The organism is Rhodococcus sp. JCM 9793 (assembly GCF_055380405.1).
Window position 1 is genome coordinate 5,665,120 of sequence record NZ_AP043721.1, and the last position, 15,251, is coordinate 5,680,370.

12 protein-coding genes and 1 pseudogene are annotated in these 15,251 nt (G+C 65.3%); 9 read left to right on the top strand and 4 right to left on the bottom strand.

Annotated elements, in window-relative coordinates:
* Nucleotides 1–171 precede the first annotated feature (171 nt).
* Nucleotides 172–2,619 (top strand): CaiB/BaiF CoA transferase family protein, encoded by a 2,448-nt coding sequence (locus ACZ46K_RS28355; protein WP_464746046.1) that lies wholly within the window; start codon nucleotides 172–174, stop codon nucleotides 2,617–2,619.
* Nucleotides 2,620–2,703: 84 nt separating this feature from the next.
* Here ACZ46K_RS28355 and ACZ46K_RS28360 read toward each other — a convergent pair whose 3' ends face one another.
* From ACZ46K_RS28360 to ACZ46K_RS28370, 3 genes are read right to left on the bottom strand one after another with little or no spacing between them, the layout of a single operon-like run.
* Nucleotides 2,704–5,013, bottom strand: a complete 2,310-nt coding sequence (locus ACZ46K_RS28360) for an acyl-CoA dehydrogenase family protein (RefSeq protein ID WP_464746048.1) — start codon at nucleotides 5,011–5,013, stop codon at nucleotides 2,704–2,706.
* 27 nt (nucleotides 5,014–5,040) lie between these two features.
* The gene (locus ACZ46K_RS28365) at nucleotides 5,041–5,823 is read right to left on the bottom strand and encodes an enoyl-CoA hydratase/isomerase family protein (protein WP_464746050.1); all 783 of its coding nucleotides are present in this window, start codon (nucleotides 5,821–5,823) and stop codon (nucleotides 5,041–5,043) included.
* 11 nt (nucleotides 5,824–5,834) lie between these two features.
* Nucleotides 5,835–6,821: an NAD(P)H-dependent flavin oxidoreductase gene (locus tag ACZ46K_RS28370; RefSeq protein ID WP_054805632.1), complete on the bottom strand. Its 987-nt coding sequence runs from the start codon at nucleotides 6,819–6,821 to the stop codon at nucleotides 5,835–5,837.
* Between the two features lie 164 nt (nucleotides 6,822–6,985).
* Here ACZ46K_RS28370 and ACZ46K_RS28375 point away from each other — a divergent pair, with 164 nt between their 5' ends.
* From ACZ46K_RS28375 to ACZ46K_RS28400, 6 genes are all read left to right on the top strand, one after another.
* Nucleotides 6,986–8,062: an NADH:flavin oxidoreductase/NADH oxidase gene (locus ACZ46K_RS28375; RefSeq protein ID WP_054809840.1), complete on the top strand. Its 1,077-nt coding sequence runs from the start codon at nucleotides 6,986–6,988 to the stop codon at nucleotides 8,060–8,062.
* 90 nt (nucleotides 8,063–8,152) lie between these two features.
* Nucleotides 8,153–8,950, top strand: coding sequence for a FadR/GntR family transcriptional regulator (locus tag ACZ46K_RS28380; RefSeq protein ID WP_054805631.1), 798 nt, complete (start codon nucleotides 8,153–8,155; stop codon nucleotides 8,948–8,950).
* Nucleotides 8,951–9,028: 78 nt separating this feature from the next.
* Complete coding sequence (locus ACZ46K_RS28385; RefSeq protein ID WP_054805630.1) at nucleotides 9,029–9,859, top strand: oxygenase MpaB family protein; 831 nt, start codon at nucleotides 9,029–9,031, stop codon at nucleotides 9,857–9,859.
* 188 nt (nucleotides 9,860–10,047) lie between these two features.
* A complete protein-coding gene (locus ACZ46K_RS28390) occupies nucleotides 10,048–11,517 on the top strand; it encodes an aldehyde dehydrogenase (protein WP_054805629.1) in 1,470 nt (489 codons plus the stop codon).
* Nucleotides 11,518–11,558: 41 nt separating this feature from the next.
* Nucleotides 11,559–12,308 (top strand): SDR family oxidoreductase, encoded by a 750-nt coding sequence (locus tag ACZ46K_RS28395; protein WP_054805628.1) that lies wholly within the window; start codon nucleotides 11,559–11,561, stop codon nucleotides 12,306–12,308.
* Complete coding sequence (locus ACZ46K_RS28400; protein ID WP_464746052.1) at nucleotides 12,305–13,192, top strand: NAD(P)-dependent oxidoreductase; 888 nt, start codon at nucleotides 12,305–12,307, stop codon at nucleotides 13,190–13,192. The genes ACZ46K_RS28395 and ACZ46K_RS28400 overlap by 4 nt, the downstream gene beginning before the upstream one ends.
* Here the strand turns inward: ACZ46K_RS28400 and ACZ46K_RS28405 are convergent, their stop codons facing one another.
* Nucleotides 13,193–14,413: an RNA-guided endonuclease InsQ/TnpB family protein gene (locus ACZ46K_RS28405; protein WP_464746054.1), complete on the bottom strand. Its 1,221-nt coding sequence runs from the start codon at nucleotides 14,411–14,413 to the stop codon at nucleotides 13,193–13,195.
* 83 nt (nucleotides 14,414–14,496) lie between these two features.
* On the opposite strand from ACZ46K_RS28405, the gene ACZ46K_RS28410 reads away from it, so the two are divergent.
* Together ACZ46K_RS28410 and ACZ46K_RS28415 are read left to right on the top strand one after the other, a co-directional pair.
* Nucleotides 14,497–14,865, top strand: a complete 369-nt coding sequence (locus ACZ46K_RS28410; protein ID WP_054807889.1) for a carboxymuconolactone decarboxylase family protein — start codon at nucleotides 14,497–14,499, stop codon at nucleotides 14,863–14,865.
* A pseudogene (locus tag ACZ46K_RS28415) lies at nucleotides 14,862–15,242 on the top strand (LLM class flavin-dependent oxidoreductase); the annotation flags it as partial. The gene ACZ46K_RS28410 and the pseudogene ACZ46K_RS28415, both read left to right, overlap by 4 nt.
* Nucleotides 15,243–15,251 lie beyond the last annotated feature (9 nt).

The window sequence follows — 15,251 nt, forward strand, 5'->3', positions numbered from 1 at the left end:
ATGCACGTCGGCCCAGGTCGGCGTGCATTTTTTCGCGCCGGAGCCGAGATCGTTACCACACCAAAGGGAAAGGGAGATTAACAAACTTTGGTCAACTTGTAGACGTAGTGAACTTCGTTAGTTATAAAGGTCACACCTTCTCGTTCGCCGTACCCCTTCGAAAGGTCTGACGTGAACGCAGCCTCCACCCAGTCGACGGCCCCTCTGCACGGACTCACCGTTGTCGATCTCTCCACCACGACCCCCGGCGCGTTCGCGAGCGTGTTTCTCGCCGATGCCGGCGCCGACGTCGTGATGGTCGAACCGCCGGCAGGCAGCGCCCTGCGCGACCTGACCGGATGGCCGGCTCTCGCCCGTGGCAAAAAGAGCGTCACCCTCGATCTACATACCGACACCGGACTCGCCGCGCTGCACAACCTGTTGCGCGGCGCCGACGTCCTGGTCACCACGTCACGTCCCGCCGCTCTCGAGCGCTTGGGTCTTACTCCCGCACATCTCGCCGACCTCAACCCTCGTCTGGTGAGCGCGTCCATCACCGGGTGGGGCACGACCGGTCCATGGGCGAACGACAAGGGCTACGAAGCCCTGGTCCTCGCCCGCATGGGCGTGTTCCACGGCAAGGCGCAGATGTCCGAACGTCCAGGGCCGTCGTTCACACCCACTCCGTGGGCGTCGTGGGGAGCAGCCCACACTGCGGTCCAGGGCATCCTCTCCGCTTTGTACGAACGCGAGACGAGTGGTGTCGGGCAGCATGTCGAAGCCGACCTGCTACGCGGCGCGGCCTCGATGGACACCTACAACTGGTTCTTCGAACTCGTGTGTGCGCGTTGGCCCGACGCCTACCAGGCGATGTATGCGTTCGACGATCAGGGCCGCCCCGCTGCGCCCTTGATCTACCCACTGCTCGTCGCGCAGACCAAGGACGGTCATTGGCTGCAGTTCGCGCAGACCGAGCCTCGCCTGTTCCTCGCGATGATGACCGAGTTCGGCCTCGCCCACGTCTTCACCGACCCGTATTGGCAGGGCATCCCGCTCTTCGAAGACGTCGAACGCCGCGTCGAACTGCGGGACACGATGCTCGAGAAGGTGCGTGAACGCACCCTCGCGGAATGGCAGCACGTCTTCGACACGAACCCCGATGTCAGCGCCGAGATCTTCAGCGATCCGGTCGCCGCGCTGGATCATCCACAGCTTCAGCACGACGGTCGTGTGGTGACCATCGACGACCCCGATCGCGGCCCGGTCCGCCAGCCGTCCACACTCGTCCATGTCGATGGCAAACCACTGACGGAACTGCGACCGGCGCCTCGCCTCGGGGCCGACACGGAGCAAGTGCTCGACGGACTGGCATCCGGATCGACCGCCTCGTCGGCCGCCGCCGCACCCACCGGAGAGCTACCCCTCGCGGGGGTGACGGTCCTCGAGCTCGGCTCGATGTTCGCGGCGCCGTACGGCGCGACAGTACTCACCGATCTCGGTGCCCGAGTCCTCAAGGTCGAGCCCCTCGCCGGCGATTCGATGCGTAACCTGGTTGCATTCCCCGAGGCGGGCGGAGCCAAAGTGTTGCAGGGCAAAGAGTCTGTCGCGCTCGACATCAACACCCCCGAAGGCCTCGCGATCGTCCACGAACTCGCGAAGAAGTCCGACATCGTCCTCCAGAGTTACCGTGCGGGCGCCGCGAAACGCATCGGTGTGGACGCCGCGACCCTGAAGGGACTCAATCCGGATCTGGTGTACCTCAACGCTCCCGGGTACGGCACAGAAGGTCCTTACGGTGGCCGCCCGGCATACGCGCCCTCTGTCGGTGCTGCATCCGGCCTGACCATGAGCGACCTCGGTGGCCTCGACCTTCACGGCGACGATCTCGAGGAGATCAAACGTGTCGCCCTGCGCCGGCACACCGCAGGCGCCAATCCGTCCGTCCAGGCCGACGGCGTCGCCGCCCTCGGCGTCGCTTCGTCGATGCTGCTCGGTTTACTCGCCCGTAAACGCGGCCGCGCGCTGGGCGACATGACCGCAACCATGCTGTCCTCCGCCACCCACGCGCTCATGGATCGCAACTCCGACTACGCGAACCGTCCCGAGCCGCCGGTCTCCGACCCGGACATGTACGGCCTCGGCGCCCTGTACCGCCTGTACGAGGCGTCGGATGGCTGGATCTTCCTCGCCGCACCGCGGGATTTCGAGTGGAACAGCCTGGTCGAGGCGCTGACCCCATACGCCGACCTCGGAGACGAGAAGTTCTCGACGCCGGATCTGCGCACCACCAACGATACGGACCTCGCCGAGACGCTCGCAGCCGTGCTGCGCACGCGTTCCAAGTTCGACTGGGAGAAGGATCTCAACGCGCACGACATCGGCTGTGTCGTCGTGACCGAACAAACCTCCGAGCGTCATCTGCAGGGCGACGAATACTTCGAGGCGGGATACACCGTGCTCGCCGACAGTCCCGTCTTCGACGAGCACCGACGTCTCGCTCCCCTGACCCGGTTCTCCCGCTCGGGGGTGAAGGCCGACGCCGGATGCACCATCGGTGAGCACACCGACTCGGTCCTCGCCGAGATCGGGATCAGCCCCGAACGTATAGCCGAGTTGAGGGAGAAGGACGTCGTCGGCTGACCGTCCGAATCCTGTTACAGGATGAGGCCGGTGTCCCCTTCGGGACACCGGCCTCATCTCGTGGCAGTAAGCTCGCTCGGCCAGTCAGGACAGCCGGTCGAACACCTCGCCCACGGCACGGTCGCGAAGTACCTCCGGCCGGCCGATCCACGCCTCGTTGGCCGTGGCACGGCGCAGCAACAGATGCGCGGGATGTTCCCACGTGAAGCCGATACCGCCATGGATCTGGATGCAGTCCTCCGCGGCGGACACCGCAGTGCTGAGCGCGGCCGCCGTGGCAAGGTTCGCGGAGGTTGCGGCATCGGGATCGGATTCGCCGCAGTCCGCGGCCGAAAGCACTTGACCCCGTGCACCTTCTGCGCCGACCAACAGGTAGGCACAACGGTGGGAGATTGCCTGGTACGAACCGATCGCCTGGCCGAACTGTTCGCGCTGTCCGGCCCAGTCCACCGCCAGCGCGAGCGCTCGATTGGCGACACCCACCGAGTCCGCTGCAACGAGCAACTGCGCGACACGGCGAGCGTGGACCAATGCGTCATCGACGGTCTGCCCGGACGTGAGCACCGTGGCGGGTGCTCCGTTCGCGGTGACGATACCCACGGTTGCGGTGAGGTCCACCGAGTTCTGCACCGTGACAGTGACATCTGCAGGCTGCACCGAGACGAGCACGCGGTCGCCTGTGGCCGCGTCGGTCGCGAGAGCCACGAGCACGTCGGCAACGGGCACGCCCGCGACCCGCTCGACCCGGCCGGTCAAGCGACCACCGTCGAGCATGGGCAGACCCGAACCGGTAACCCAACCCTGGTCGTCGACAGGAGCGACGAACGCAGCGGTTGCACCGGAGATGACGGTGCGGGCAACGTCGTTCACGCCGGCAGCGACGAGCACCTCGAGTGCGATCGCGGTCGGTACGAGCGGCACCGGAGCGAGATGGTACGCAGCCTCTTCGACAGCGGCGCACAGCAGCCGCAACGACTGGCCGCCACCACCGAGAGATTCCGGCGCGGTCAAACCGGGCAGACCGAACTTCACGAGTTCGTCCCACAGGCCGATGTCGTAATCGCCAGGCGTCGACTCACGCGCAAGGAGCTTTTCGGTGTCCACGTAGGACGACACCAGGTCGCCGAGTACCTCGCGTAGCGCCGCCTCGTCCTCTTCGGGAGCGGTGAGCGGCCGGCCCGGTGCGACCACCGGGTCTCGACGGCCCTCGCCGCGATGCGACGGCAGGCCGAGCACGTTCTCCGCGATGGTGTTGCGCTGGATCTCTGCGGTACCCGCACCGATCGTCGCGGCGCGTGACATCACGTATCCGTATGTCCAGCGACCCTTTTCGACAACACCTTCGGACCGTGTATTCAGCAATGCGCCGGAACCGGTCAGGCGCAGCGCGAGGCGGTGCATGTGCTGCTCGAACTCCGACTTGACCAGGCGGTTGACCGAGGCGACTCCGCCCGGATCCTCGTTTCGCAGCACGGCGTCGAGCGCTCGGGCACTGTTGGCGGCGATGGCGCGGACGTTGGTCTCGACCTTCGCAAGTTCCTCACGAATCAGCGGATCATTCGCGTAACCCTGCTCCGCGGCAAGCGTGAAGACCTTGTCGACCGTTCCGCGGTAACGAAATTCGTCGGCGAGGAACGCGGTGGCGCGCTCGTGACCGAGCGAGGTCCGCATGATCGACCAGCCGCCGCCTTCTTCGCCGAGCCGGTTGGCGACGGGCACCTCGACATCGTCGAAGAAAACCTCCGCGAAGTGGTGACCGCCTGCGGCGTCGCGCAGCGGACGTACTTCGATGCCGGGTGAATTCATCGGAATCAGGAGGTAGGTGATTCCGGACGTGCCCCGGCCGGGGGCGCCGGTCCGCACCAGCGCGAAGATCCAATCGGCCTTGTCGGCCATGGTGGTCCAGATCTTCTGACCGGTCACCCGGTAGACGTCACCGTCGCGCACTGCGCGGGTGGACAACGACGCGAGGTCGCTACCTGCGCCCGGTTCCGAGAAGCCTTGGCACCAGAATTCTTCTGCGCGCAACAGTGGCTCGAGGAACCGGTCCTTCTGCTCCTGCGTGCCGTGCACGATGATCGTCGGCGCGACGATGAACGACAGGCCACACGGATGCTTCGGCGCACCGGCGTTGGTCGTCATCCGGTAATAGTCGAGCTGGTCCTCGAGCGAGAGCTCCATGCCGCCGACTTCGCGGGGCCAGCCCGGCGCCGCGAGACCCGCGTCGACGAGCTCGGACTGCCATGCCTTGGCAGCCTCGAAACGCTCACGGGACGTTGCCGGCCGCGGACGCTTCCGGTAGTCGTCGAGCAGTGTGGCCAGGCTGTCGCGCCAGTCGCCGGTCGTTGCTTCGAGTACCGCTGTGGTCTTCTGTTCCACCGCGCCACCTCCCATGATTTCAGAGCTTGGATTGTGTATAGATCAAGACTTTTCGGAGCGACGCTTGCTGAACCGCGCGCCGATATCGGCGCCGTCGGAACGATGCGTCGCGCTTGCTTCGGCCTCGAGGCCGAGCGCATGTGCGAGCGAGGTGCCTGCACCTTCCTTGAGCAGACGCAGCATCCGCTGTACCGCACCGGGATGGCCGTCGGCGATCTTGCGGGCGATCGCGAGCGTGCGTGCCATGAGCTCGTCGTGCTCGACAACCTCGTTTGCGAGGCCGATCCGTGCGGCGACGTCTCCGTTGATCGGCTCACCGCTGAGAATGAACTGGATCGCGGCGGGCAGCCCCACCATGCGCGGCAGCATGGCGCTGCCGCCCCAGCCGTTGAGGAGTCCGATCTGGGCGTGAGTATCGGCGAACTCGGCACGATCGGACGCGATGATGAAAGAACAGTTCACGGCCAGTTCGTAGCCGCCGGTGTAGCACGGCCCGTTCACGGCAGCGATCACAGGCTTCGTGATCCCTCGCAGAACCTGTGTCGGCGTCACACCCTCGGTGCGGGGCGGCGGGCCGGACAGCGCTTCCGGCAGATCCACTCCGGACGAGAAGGAGGTCCCGGCACCGGTGATCACCACCACCCGCGCATCGTCGTCACCGTCTGCGCGCCAGAGTTCTTTCTTCAGAGCCTTGCGCATCGCCCGGTTGATGGCGTTGCGCCGGTCGGGCCTGTTGAGCGTGAGGATCGTGACCGGCCCGTCCTTGGTGACGAGCAGCGGGGATTCCTCGGAGGTCGTGATGTCGCTGGCCTCGGTAACGGTCATTGCGTGCCTCCTCAGGAAACGGAAACGGAGTCGGTGATAGTGCGGGTCAAGGAGAGCAGGTTCTCCTCGGCGTCCGCAGCGATACGGCGCACCAGCTCACCGGCCGGCGGGATGTCGCGGATCAGACCCTGCGACACACCGACCGTCCAGATGCCGGCCTCCGGATCGCCGTTCTCGTAAACCGTGCGGCCGCGGGTACCGGCGACGAGGTCCTTGACGTCCTTGAAGCGTCCGCCCTTGTTGAGGATGTCGACGACTTCTTCACTCACCGAGTTCTTCGCCGCGCGCATGGTGTTGCGCAGCTGGCGGAAGATCAACTGGGTGTCGAGCTCGCTGGAATCGACGATCTGCTGCTTGATCTTTTCGTGGATAGGGCTCTCCGCAGTGCACATGAAGCGAGTGCCCATATTGATGCCGGCGGCGCCGAGTGTGAGGGCGGCCGCAAGACCCCGACCGTCTGCGAAACCACCGGAAGCGATGAACGGGATGTCGAGAGCGTCGGCAGATGCAGGGATCAGGACCAGACCGGGGACATCGTCCTCACCGGGGTGGCCGGCTGCCTCGAAACCGTCGATACTCACCGCGTCGGCGCCGATGCGTTGGGCCTTGAGGGCGTGGCGGACACTCGTGCACTTGTGGATGACCTTGATGCCGTGCTCTTTGAAGTGCTCGACATGAACGGTCGGGTCGGAGCCTGCCGTCTCGACGATCTTTACTCCGGAATCGATGATCACCTGCCGGTATTCCGCATACGGCGGCGGGTTGATGGACAAGGTGAGGGTGAGATTGACACCGAAAGGCTTGTCGGTCAGTACGCGGCATCGCGCGATCTCTTCGGCGAGATCTTCGGGGGTGGGCTGCGTCAGCGCTGTGATGATGCCGAGGCCACCCCCATTGGAGACCGCAGCGGCAAGTTCTGCCCGGCCGACCCACATCATCCCGCCCTGCACGATCGGGTGTTCGATACCGAATTCTTCGGTGAACCGCGTCCTCAACATTGCCGCTCCTCGGAGTTCGCCGGCAATCCGGCACCAGATTTCACGGTGAAATACCGTTTGCTTACATAGATAACATAGTTCACTATGTACTGTGAGCGCAAGGAATGACCGAGTGCCTCGGTGGATCTGCCCGACCACCTGCCTACCACCGGAATGGGAGACCTATGTCCGAGAGCCTGCTGTTCTCACCGATCGCTCTCCGCGGCATCACCTCCCGCAACAGGATCTGGGCCGCCCCGATGGCGCAGTACTCGGCACCGGAATCCGGAGTGCCCACCGACTGGCACCTCGCCCACCTGGGCGGAATGGCCCGCGGCGGCGCGGGCCTGGTCATGACGGAAGCCACCGCCGTCGAGCCGGTCGGACGCCTCGGAAACGCCGATACCGGGATCTGGAACGACGAGCAGGTCGACGCGTGGCGGCGCATCACCCGGTTCATCTCCGACATGGGCGCCACGTCGGCCATCCAACTCGCCCACTCCGGCCGCAAGGGCAGTATCCGCCACCGAGGCACTCCGCTACCCGCAGAGGAAGGCGGCTGGCAGGTCGTCGCGCCGTCGGCGATCGCCTACGAAGGTCTCCCCGAACCACACGCACTCACCCGCGACGAGATCGCAACGCTCGTTACCGCCTACGCCGACTCCGCGCGCCGTTCGGTCGACGCAGGATTCGAAGTGGTCGAGATCCACGCCGCGCACGGCTACCTGATCAACGAATTCCTTTCCCCGCTGGGAAATACCCGCACCGACGAATACGGTGGGAGTTTCGAGAACCGTTGCCGTTTCCTACTCGAGATCGTCGCCGCCGTTCGTGCCGCGCTCCCCGACACCACCCCGCTGCTGGTACGCATCTCCGCCACCGATTGGGCCCACGGCGGCTGGACCCTCGAAGACACGGCGAAACTGTGCTGCCTCCTCGACGGGACCGGTGTGGACATGATGGACATCTCGAGCGGAGGGATGGTCAAGCACCAGAAGATCACCGTCGGACCCGGCTACCAGGTTCCGTTCGCTCGGGTTGCCCGCGAAGCCAGTTCACTCCCCGTTGCAGCGGTCGGACTGATCACCGAAGCCGTCCAGGCCGAACAGATACTCGTCGACGGCGCTGCCGATGTCATCATGATGGGCCGGCAACTACTGCGGGAGCCGCATTGGCCCTACCGCGCGGCTGTAGACCTGCGTTCAGAATTACGCTGGCCCGCTGCATACAGCAGCGCCCGCTACCGGGGCAGCATCCCGTGACGTACCTTCACAAGTAGTTTCATCCAAGGACTGCTCGTCGGGTACTTTACTAGGTACGCGAAGTTCTAACAGAGCAGGAAGGTGTCCCCCGTGACCGACGAAGCATGGGCTCCGATCTTCGATGCCCCCGGCACGATGGGACGAGCAATTCGAACACCCAAGACCGCCGAACTCGTCGCACGCAAGTTGCGCCGCATGATCGTCGACGGTGAGCTCAAAGACGGCGATCACCTGCCTCACGAAGCCGAGCTCATGGAGCATTTCTCCGTGAGCCGGCCCACGCTTCGTGAGGCCGTTCGGGTGCTCGAGGCCGAACGCCTCGTCGAGGTCCGCCGCGGTTCCCGTACCGGCGCCCGAGTGTGCGTGCCGGGCCCCGAGGTGGTCGCGCGACCGGCGTCGCTGTTGCTGGAACTTTCGGGCGCCACCGTCGCCGACGTGTATGTCGCCCGCGAAGCGATCGAACCTGCCGCAGCGCGGCTGCTCGCCGAAACGGGCACCGAAGAAGCCTTCGACGAACTCGAACGCATCGTGGACGAAGCCATTCCGTCGTCGTACGCGGCAGGCACCTTCGGCCAGACTGCTGCGAGGTTCCATCTCCGCATGGTCCAACTGGCAGGAAACTCGACGCTCGCTCTGATCGCGGGAATGCTGCACGAGATCTATGAGCGGCACACCACCAACGTCACACGGGAACGCAGCGAGAGCGACGTCGAAAAGTACGACGCGAACTACAAGCTGTTCGTCCGGTCCCAACGAAAGCTGATCAAGCTGCTGCGCGCCCGCGACGGCGCAGGCGCGTTCACGCACTGGCAGAAGCACATGGTCGTCGCTCAGGACATGGTGCTCGCGGGGAGGGAAGGCACTCAGGTCCGCGACATCCTCGACTGAGGTCCGGCTCGAAAGCCGGTACTCACGCTCCACGGTGGTGACATAAACTGATCACAGTCGTCACCAGATGGAGGAAGTGTGCGTACAATCGAGTCGGTCGGTGATCTGGTGTCCCCACTCGGCGGGACGATCAACGCAGCCAACGTGATCATGCAATTGGCCGATCCCGGCGTCGGCCAAGGAGTGGTCGACAGCTCCGTCGACTCCGGCCGCGCCGACCTGCATCCCATCAAGCGCGCCCGCACAACGGGCACCTATCTTGCGGTCGCGGTGTTCGGCACCGACGCAGACCGCGCCTATCTGCGTGAAGAGTTGCGGAAGATCCACGCCCGGGTCGTATCCGAACCGAACGCCGAGGTCTCATACAGTGCGAACTCACCGAAGCTGCAGCTGTGGGTGGCGGTGTGCCTGTTGAAGTACTTCGTCGACCAGCATGAATTCCTGCACGGCCCGCTGACCGAAGCCGAATACCGCAGCATCCTCCGCGACGGCATCACCCTGGCGACCACACTGAACGTGCGCCCCGAATCCTGGCCGACGGCCCGGGACGAGTACGACGCCCTGTGGCGCGAGGGCGTGGATCGCATCTCGATGAACGACGGGGTGCGTTCCTACCTCGTGCGCCTGTGCAATCTGAGCTTCCTCGAAGTTCGGATGGGCCGCGTCGGACGGGCGGCCCACCGGGTGTTCGGTCGGGACTTCGAATTGATCACCCGAGGAGCGTTGCCACCGGAGTTCCGGAAGGTCATGCACTACGACTGGACAGCCGATGATCAGCGACGATTCGACAGATATCTGCGGACGATGCGCGCCGTCCACCGCATGACGCCTCATGCATGGCGCCTGCTGTGGCACGTGTATCTGGTCGATATGCGCGCACGACGCCGGCTCGGTCTGCGCGTGTTCTGACCGCGCCACCGCGTGCATTCTGTCGAGTGTGCAGTAGTTGTCGCAATTCACGAAAAACACGGCAACTACTGCACACTCGACCTGGCGTATCTGCTTCCCCCGTAACGACGTCCACGCACACCATTGCGTTCTCACAACGTGTCGAACTATAGTCCAGACACCTGTCCAGAACGTAAGGGAATCGTCTGATGACATTGCGCCCGACCGACAGTTCCACGCTCCTGATCGACGGAAAGCTCGTCCCCGGCAGCGGCGGTACATTCGAGATCCTCGATCCCAGCACCGAAGAAGTCCTCGGCCACGCGGCCGACGGCACTGCCGCCGATCTCGACGCCGCCGTCGACGCTGCGCGCCGCGCCTTCGACCACACCGACTGGTCCCGCGACCACGCCTTCCGCGCGCACTGCCTGCGGCAACTTCGCGACGCCATCCGCAATCACATCGAGGAGCTGCGGGAGATCACGATCGCGGAGGTCGGTGCACCCCGGTTCCTGACATCCGCCGCGCACCTCGAGGGCCCCGTCGACGACCTGCTGTGGTTCGCCGATCTCGCCGAGAACTACTCGTGGAAACAGGATCTCGGAAGCGCCTCCCCCATGGGAATTCCCACCCATCGGTATCTGCTCCAGGAAGCCGTCGGCGTGGTCGGCGCGATCACCCCGTGGAACTTCCCGCACCAGATCAACTTCGCCAAGATCGGGCCCGCACTCGCTGCGGGCAACACCGTGGTGCTCAAACCTGCCCCCGACACACCGTGGTGCGCAGCGCTGATCGGCAAGATCGCCGCCGAGGAAACCGACATCCCGGCAGGTGTTCTCAACATCGTGACCTCGAGCGACCACCGCATCGGAGCGCTCCTCGCCGAAGACCCGCGGGTGGATCTGATCTCGTTCACCGGGTCCACCGCCACCGGCAAGTCGGTCATGCGGGCAGCGTCGGAGTCACTCAAGAAGGTCTTCCTCGAACTCGGCGGCAAATCCGCATTCGTCGTACTCGACGACGCCGATCTTCGCGCGGCATGCTCCATGGCGGCGTTCACGGTATGCACCCATGCCGGCCAGGGTTGCGCGATCACCACGCGCCTTCTGGTGCCACGCGCCCGCTACGACGAGGCCGTCGCGGCCACCGCGAAGACACTGCAGAATCTGCGCCCCGGCGATCCACGCGACCCCGGCACCGTCTGCGGCCCATTGATTTCGGCGCGACAACGCGAACGCGTCGAAGGTTACATCGACCTCGCCGTCGAGGAGGGCGGCACGATCGTGGTCGGAGGTGGACGACCCGCCGAGCACAATCGTGGCTTCTTCGTCGAACCCACCCTGATCTCGGGACTCGACAACTCCGCCCGCACCGCGCAGGAAGAGATCTTCGGCCCGGTGCTGGTGATCCTGCCCCACGACGGCGACGACGACGCGATCCGGATCGCCAACGACTCTCCCTACGGGCTCTCCGGTGCGGTCTACGGCACCGACCCCGATCGCATCGCACACGTCGTCGCGAGTGTCCGCACCGGCACCCTCGGAGTCAACGGCGGCATCTGGTACGCCGCAGACGCGCCGTTCGGCGGATACAAGCAGTCCGGTATAGGCCGCGAGATGGGCCTCGCCGGATTCGAGGAATACCTGGAGACCAAGCTCGTCGCAGAACCCGCGAACTGACTTCGTCGCCGACCCGCGACACATCCGAAAGGACCAGCAACATGGCCAGATTCACCGATCGAACCGCGATCGTCACCGGAGCCGCCCAAGGAATCGGGGAGGCATACGCGCGAGCTCTCGCTGCAGAGGGCGCACGCGTGGTCGTCGCCGATATCGATGCCGAGCTCGGCGAGCAGGTCGCCAAGCAGATCGTCGCCGACGGCGGCGCCGCCACCTTCCTGCCCGTGGACGTCTCCGACCCGGACTCGGCGAAGGAACTCGCGGAAAAGACCGTCGAGACCTACGGCGGCATCGATCACGTCGTCAACAACGCCGCGATCTACGGTGGGATGAAACTCGACCTCCTGCTCACCGTGCCGTGGGATTACTACAAGAAGTTCATGAGCGTCAACCTCGACGGTGCCCTGAACATCACCCGCGCCGTGTGGCCGCATATGACGAGCAACGGCGGGTCGATCGTCAACCAGTCGTCCACCGCCGCGTGGGTGTATTCGGGCTTCTACGGACTCGCGAAGGTCGGGATCAACGGCCTCACACAACAACTCGCGGTGGAGCTCGGCGGCTCGAACATCCGCATCAACGCAATCGCACCCGGACCCATCGACACCGAAGCCACCCGTACCACCACCCCCTCGAACATGGTCGCCGACATGGTGAAGCAGTTGCCGCTCAAGCGGATCGGCACGCCCGACGACCTCGTCGGCATGTGCCTGTTCCTGCTCTCCGACGAAGCAGGCTGGGTGACAGGCCAGATCTTCAACGTCGACGGAGGCCAGGTGATCCGCTCGTGACCACGCGAATCGGCTATATCGGTCTCGGCAACATGGGCGCGCCAATGGCCAAACGCCTGCTGGACCACATCGGCCACTTGAGCGTCCTCGACACCAGGCCCGATGCCGTCGCTCCGTTCATCGAAGCGGGTGCCCACTCCGTCTCGAACGCAGCAGCACTCGCATCCGTCAGTGACATCGTGTGCGTGACGGTGCTCGACGACGCCCAGGTACGCGACGTCGTCGCCGGCCCCGACGGACTGCTGTCCACCGCGACGCCGGGCACGGTGATCGCCGTGCACTCGACAATCTCCGACACCACGGCCGTCGACCTGGCCGAACAGTGCACAGCACGCGGAGTCGAGTTCGTCGATGCACCGGTCAGCGGCGGCGCGGCAGGTGCGAAGAAGGCCGCGCTGGCCGTCATGGTCGGAGCGTCCGACGAAGCATTCCAGAAGATCGAAGAGCCGTTCAGCGCGTTCGCCGCGCTGGTGGTGCATGCCGGTCCGGTCGGTGCGGGTACCCGGATGAAACTTGCCCGGAATCTGCTTCACTTCGTGTCGTTCACCGCAGCGACCGAAGCGCAGCGACTCGCGGAAGCCGCCGGACTCGATATCACCGAACTCGGAAAGGTCGTCCGGCACACCGACGCGATCACCGGGGGCGCCGGATCGATCATGTGGCGCGACAACACATCCCCACTCGAATCCGACGATTCCTGGTTTCCGATCTTCTCGCACGTGCGCGCACTGGGCGAGAAGGATCTGGCGCTCGCACTGGCGCTCGGCGACCGACTCGACGTCGAACTTCCCCTCGCAGCACGCGCCCTCGCCGGCCTCGGACCCGGCCTCGGAGTCGGAATCGGCGACACCGCACGCACCCACAGCATGGAGGAAACATCTTGACTACTCCCCGCCCTGAAAGACGGGGATTCTCGGACTCACATCCGAAAGTTCCTGTTTCACCGGCGAGTGCGGACGGGAGGACCCGTGCCGTCTGACATCGCCTCCACAGGCGTTTGGTGTCTCCGCCAGCCCGGCGGCGACGAGGATGTTCTTCGCGGCATTGACGTCCCGGTCGTGCCGGGTACCGCAGTCGGGGCACGTCCAGTGGCGTGTCCCGAGGGACAGCACGGCGAGCAGATGCCCGCACGCGCTGCACGTCTTCGAGCTCGGATACCAGCGGTTGATCACGACGAACCGGCGACCGGCCCGCTCGGCCTTGTACTCGAGCATGGATCGGAACTCTCCCCACCCGCATTCGCTGATCGACTTGGCCAGGCTGCGGTTGCGGACCATATTGCGCGGGGCGAGATCTTCGACGGCGATGGTGTCGAACCGCGCCACGAGATCCGTGCTGGTCTTGTGGAGGAAGTCGCGTCGAGCGTCGCGGACACGGGAGTGCTTGCGGGCCACCTTCCGGCGTTGCTTGGCGCGGTTGTTCGAGCCCTTCTGCATCCGCGCCAGGCGCCTCTGGTGGCGGCGCAGGCCGCGTTCGTGCCGGGCCATGTGCTTCGGGTTCCCGATCTTCTCCCCGGTCGAGAGGACCGCGAAGTCCTTGATCCCGAGGTCCACAGCGACCGACTCGTCGGTCTCCGGAAGCGGAGCGGGGTCGGTCGTGTCGACGGCGAACGTCACGAACCACCGCCCGTCCGCCTCGCGGGAGACGATCACCATTGTCGGGTCGAGCGTGGCAAGGTCGATGCCGGGCCAGGACCACGCCACCTTCAGCGGCGCGGTGGTCTTCGCCAGCCACAGCCCGTCCGTTCTGATGCGGAACGCGGAGCGTGTGTAGTGCGCGGACTGGCGAGAATGCCGGTTCTTGAACCGTGGGTACTTGGCGGTGCCCTTGAAGAACGATTGGAACGCGGTGTGCTGGTGGCGCAGCGTCTGCTGAAGCGGCACCGAGGACACCTCGCCGAGGAACGCAAGCTCCTCGGTTTTCTTCCACTCGGACAGTGCGGCGTCGGTGTCCTTGTACGAGGTCGATTTCTGTTCGGTGGTGTACCGGCGTTGCCGGTCGGCGAGGGTCTTGTTCCACACGACGCGCACGCAGCCGAATGTGCGGCGCAGCAGCGCCGACTGTTCGGGGTCCGGGTAGGCCCGGACCTTGTACGCGGTCCTCATCTCCTTATGACAACAGAAGGGTCCGACATGTCGAACGCCATTCCTCCCTGCCGTGAACGACGGGGCATCCTGGCGAGGTCCCGGTGACCGAAGACAAGCGTCAGCGCGGACTCGAGATGATGGGGAAGGTCTACGGCTTCGAATTCCAGGACGGGCCGGGCGCACATTTCGCTGCCACCGCCGACCACCTGTTCGCCGACATCTGGTCGCGCCCCGGCCTGACCATCCGCGACCGCCGGTTGCTGCTGCTCGGCGCCCTCGCCGCGCAAGGGCTCAGCGACGTCGCCGAGATCCAGATCGGTGCTGCCCTACAGAACGAAGAACTCGACGAGGAGCAGCTGCGAGAGATCGCATTGTTCCTGTCGCACTATGTGGGTTGGCCACTCGGAACGAAGATGGACAACGCAGTCGGGAGTGTGCTCGGCAAACGCCGAGCCGCGACGCGGTCGTGACCACGACCGACATACCGGAGTTCCCCGAACTCGGCTTCTATGCGCTAGCCGGGCACGCCCCCGACCCACGCGAATTACTCCAGGAGATCCGCTACGGCGAACAACTCGGTCTCGGAGCGGTATTCCTGTCCGAACGATTCGACACCAAGGACGCGGGCGTGCTCGCCGGAGCAGCCGCGGCCATCAGCGAATCGATCGGGATAGGTACCGCCGCGACGAATCCCCAGACCCGCCATCCGATGGTGACCGCGACGATGGCTACCACCGCACACCGGCTCAGTGGAGGTCGCTACGCCCTCGGGCTCGGCCGCGGCTTCGATGCCCTGTTCGACCTGATGGGTCTTCCCAGGGTGTCGTCGGCACGGCTCGACGACACCGTCGGGCTT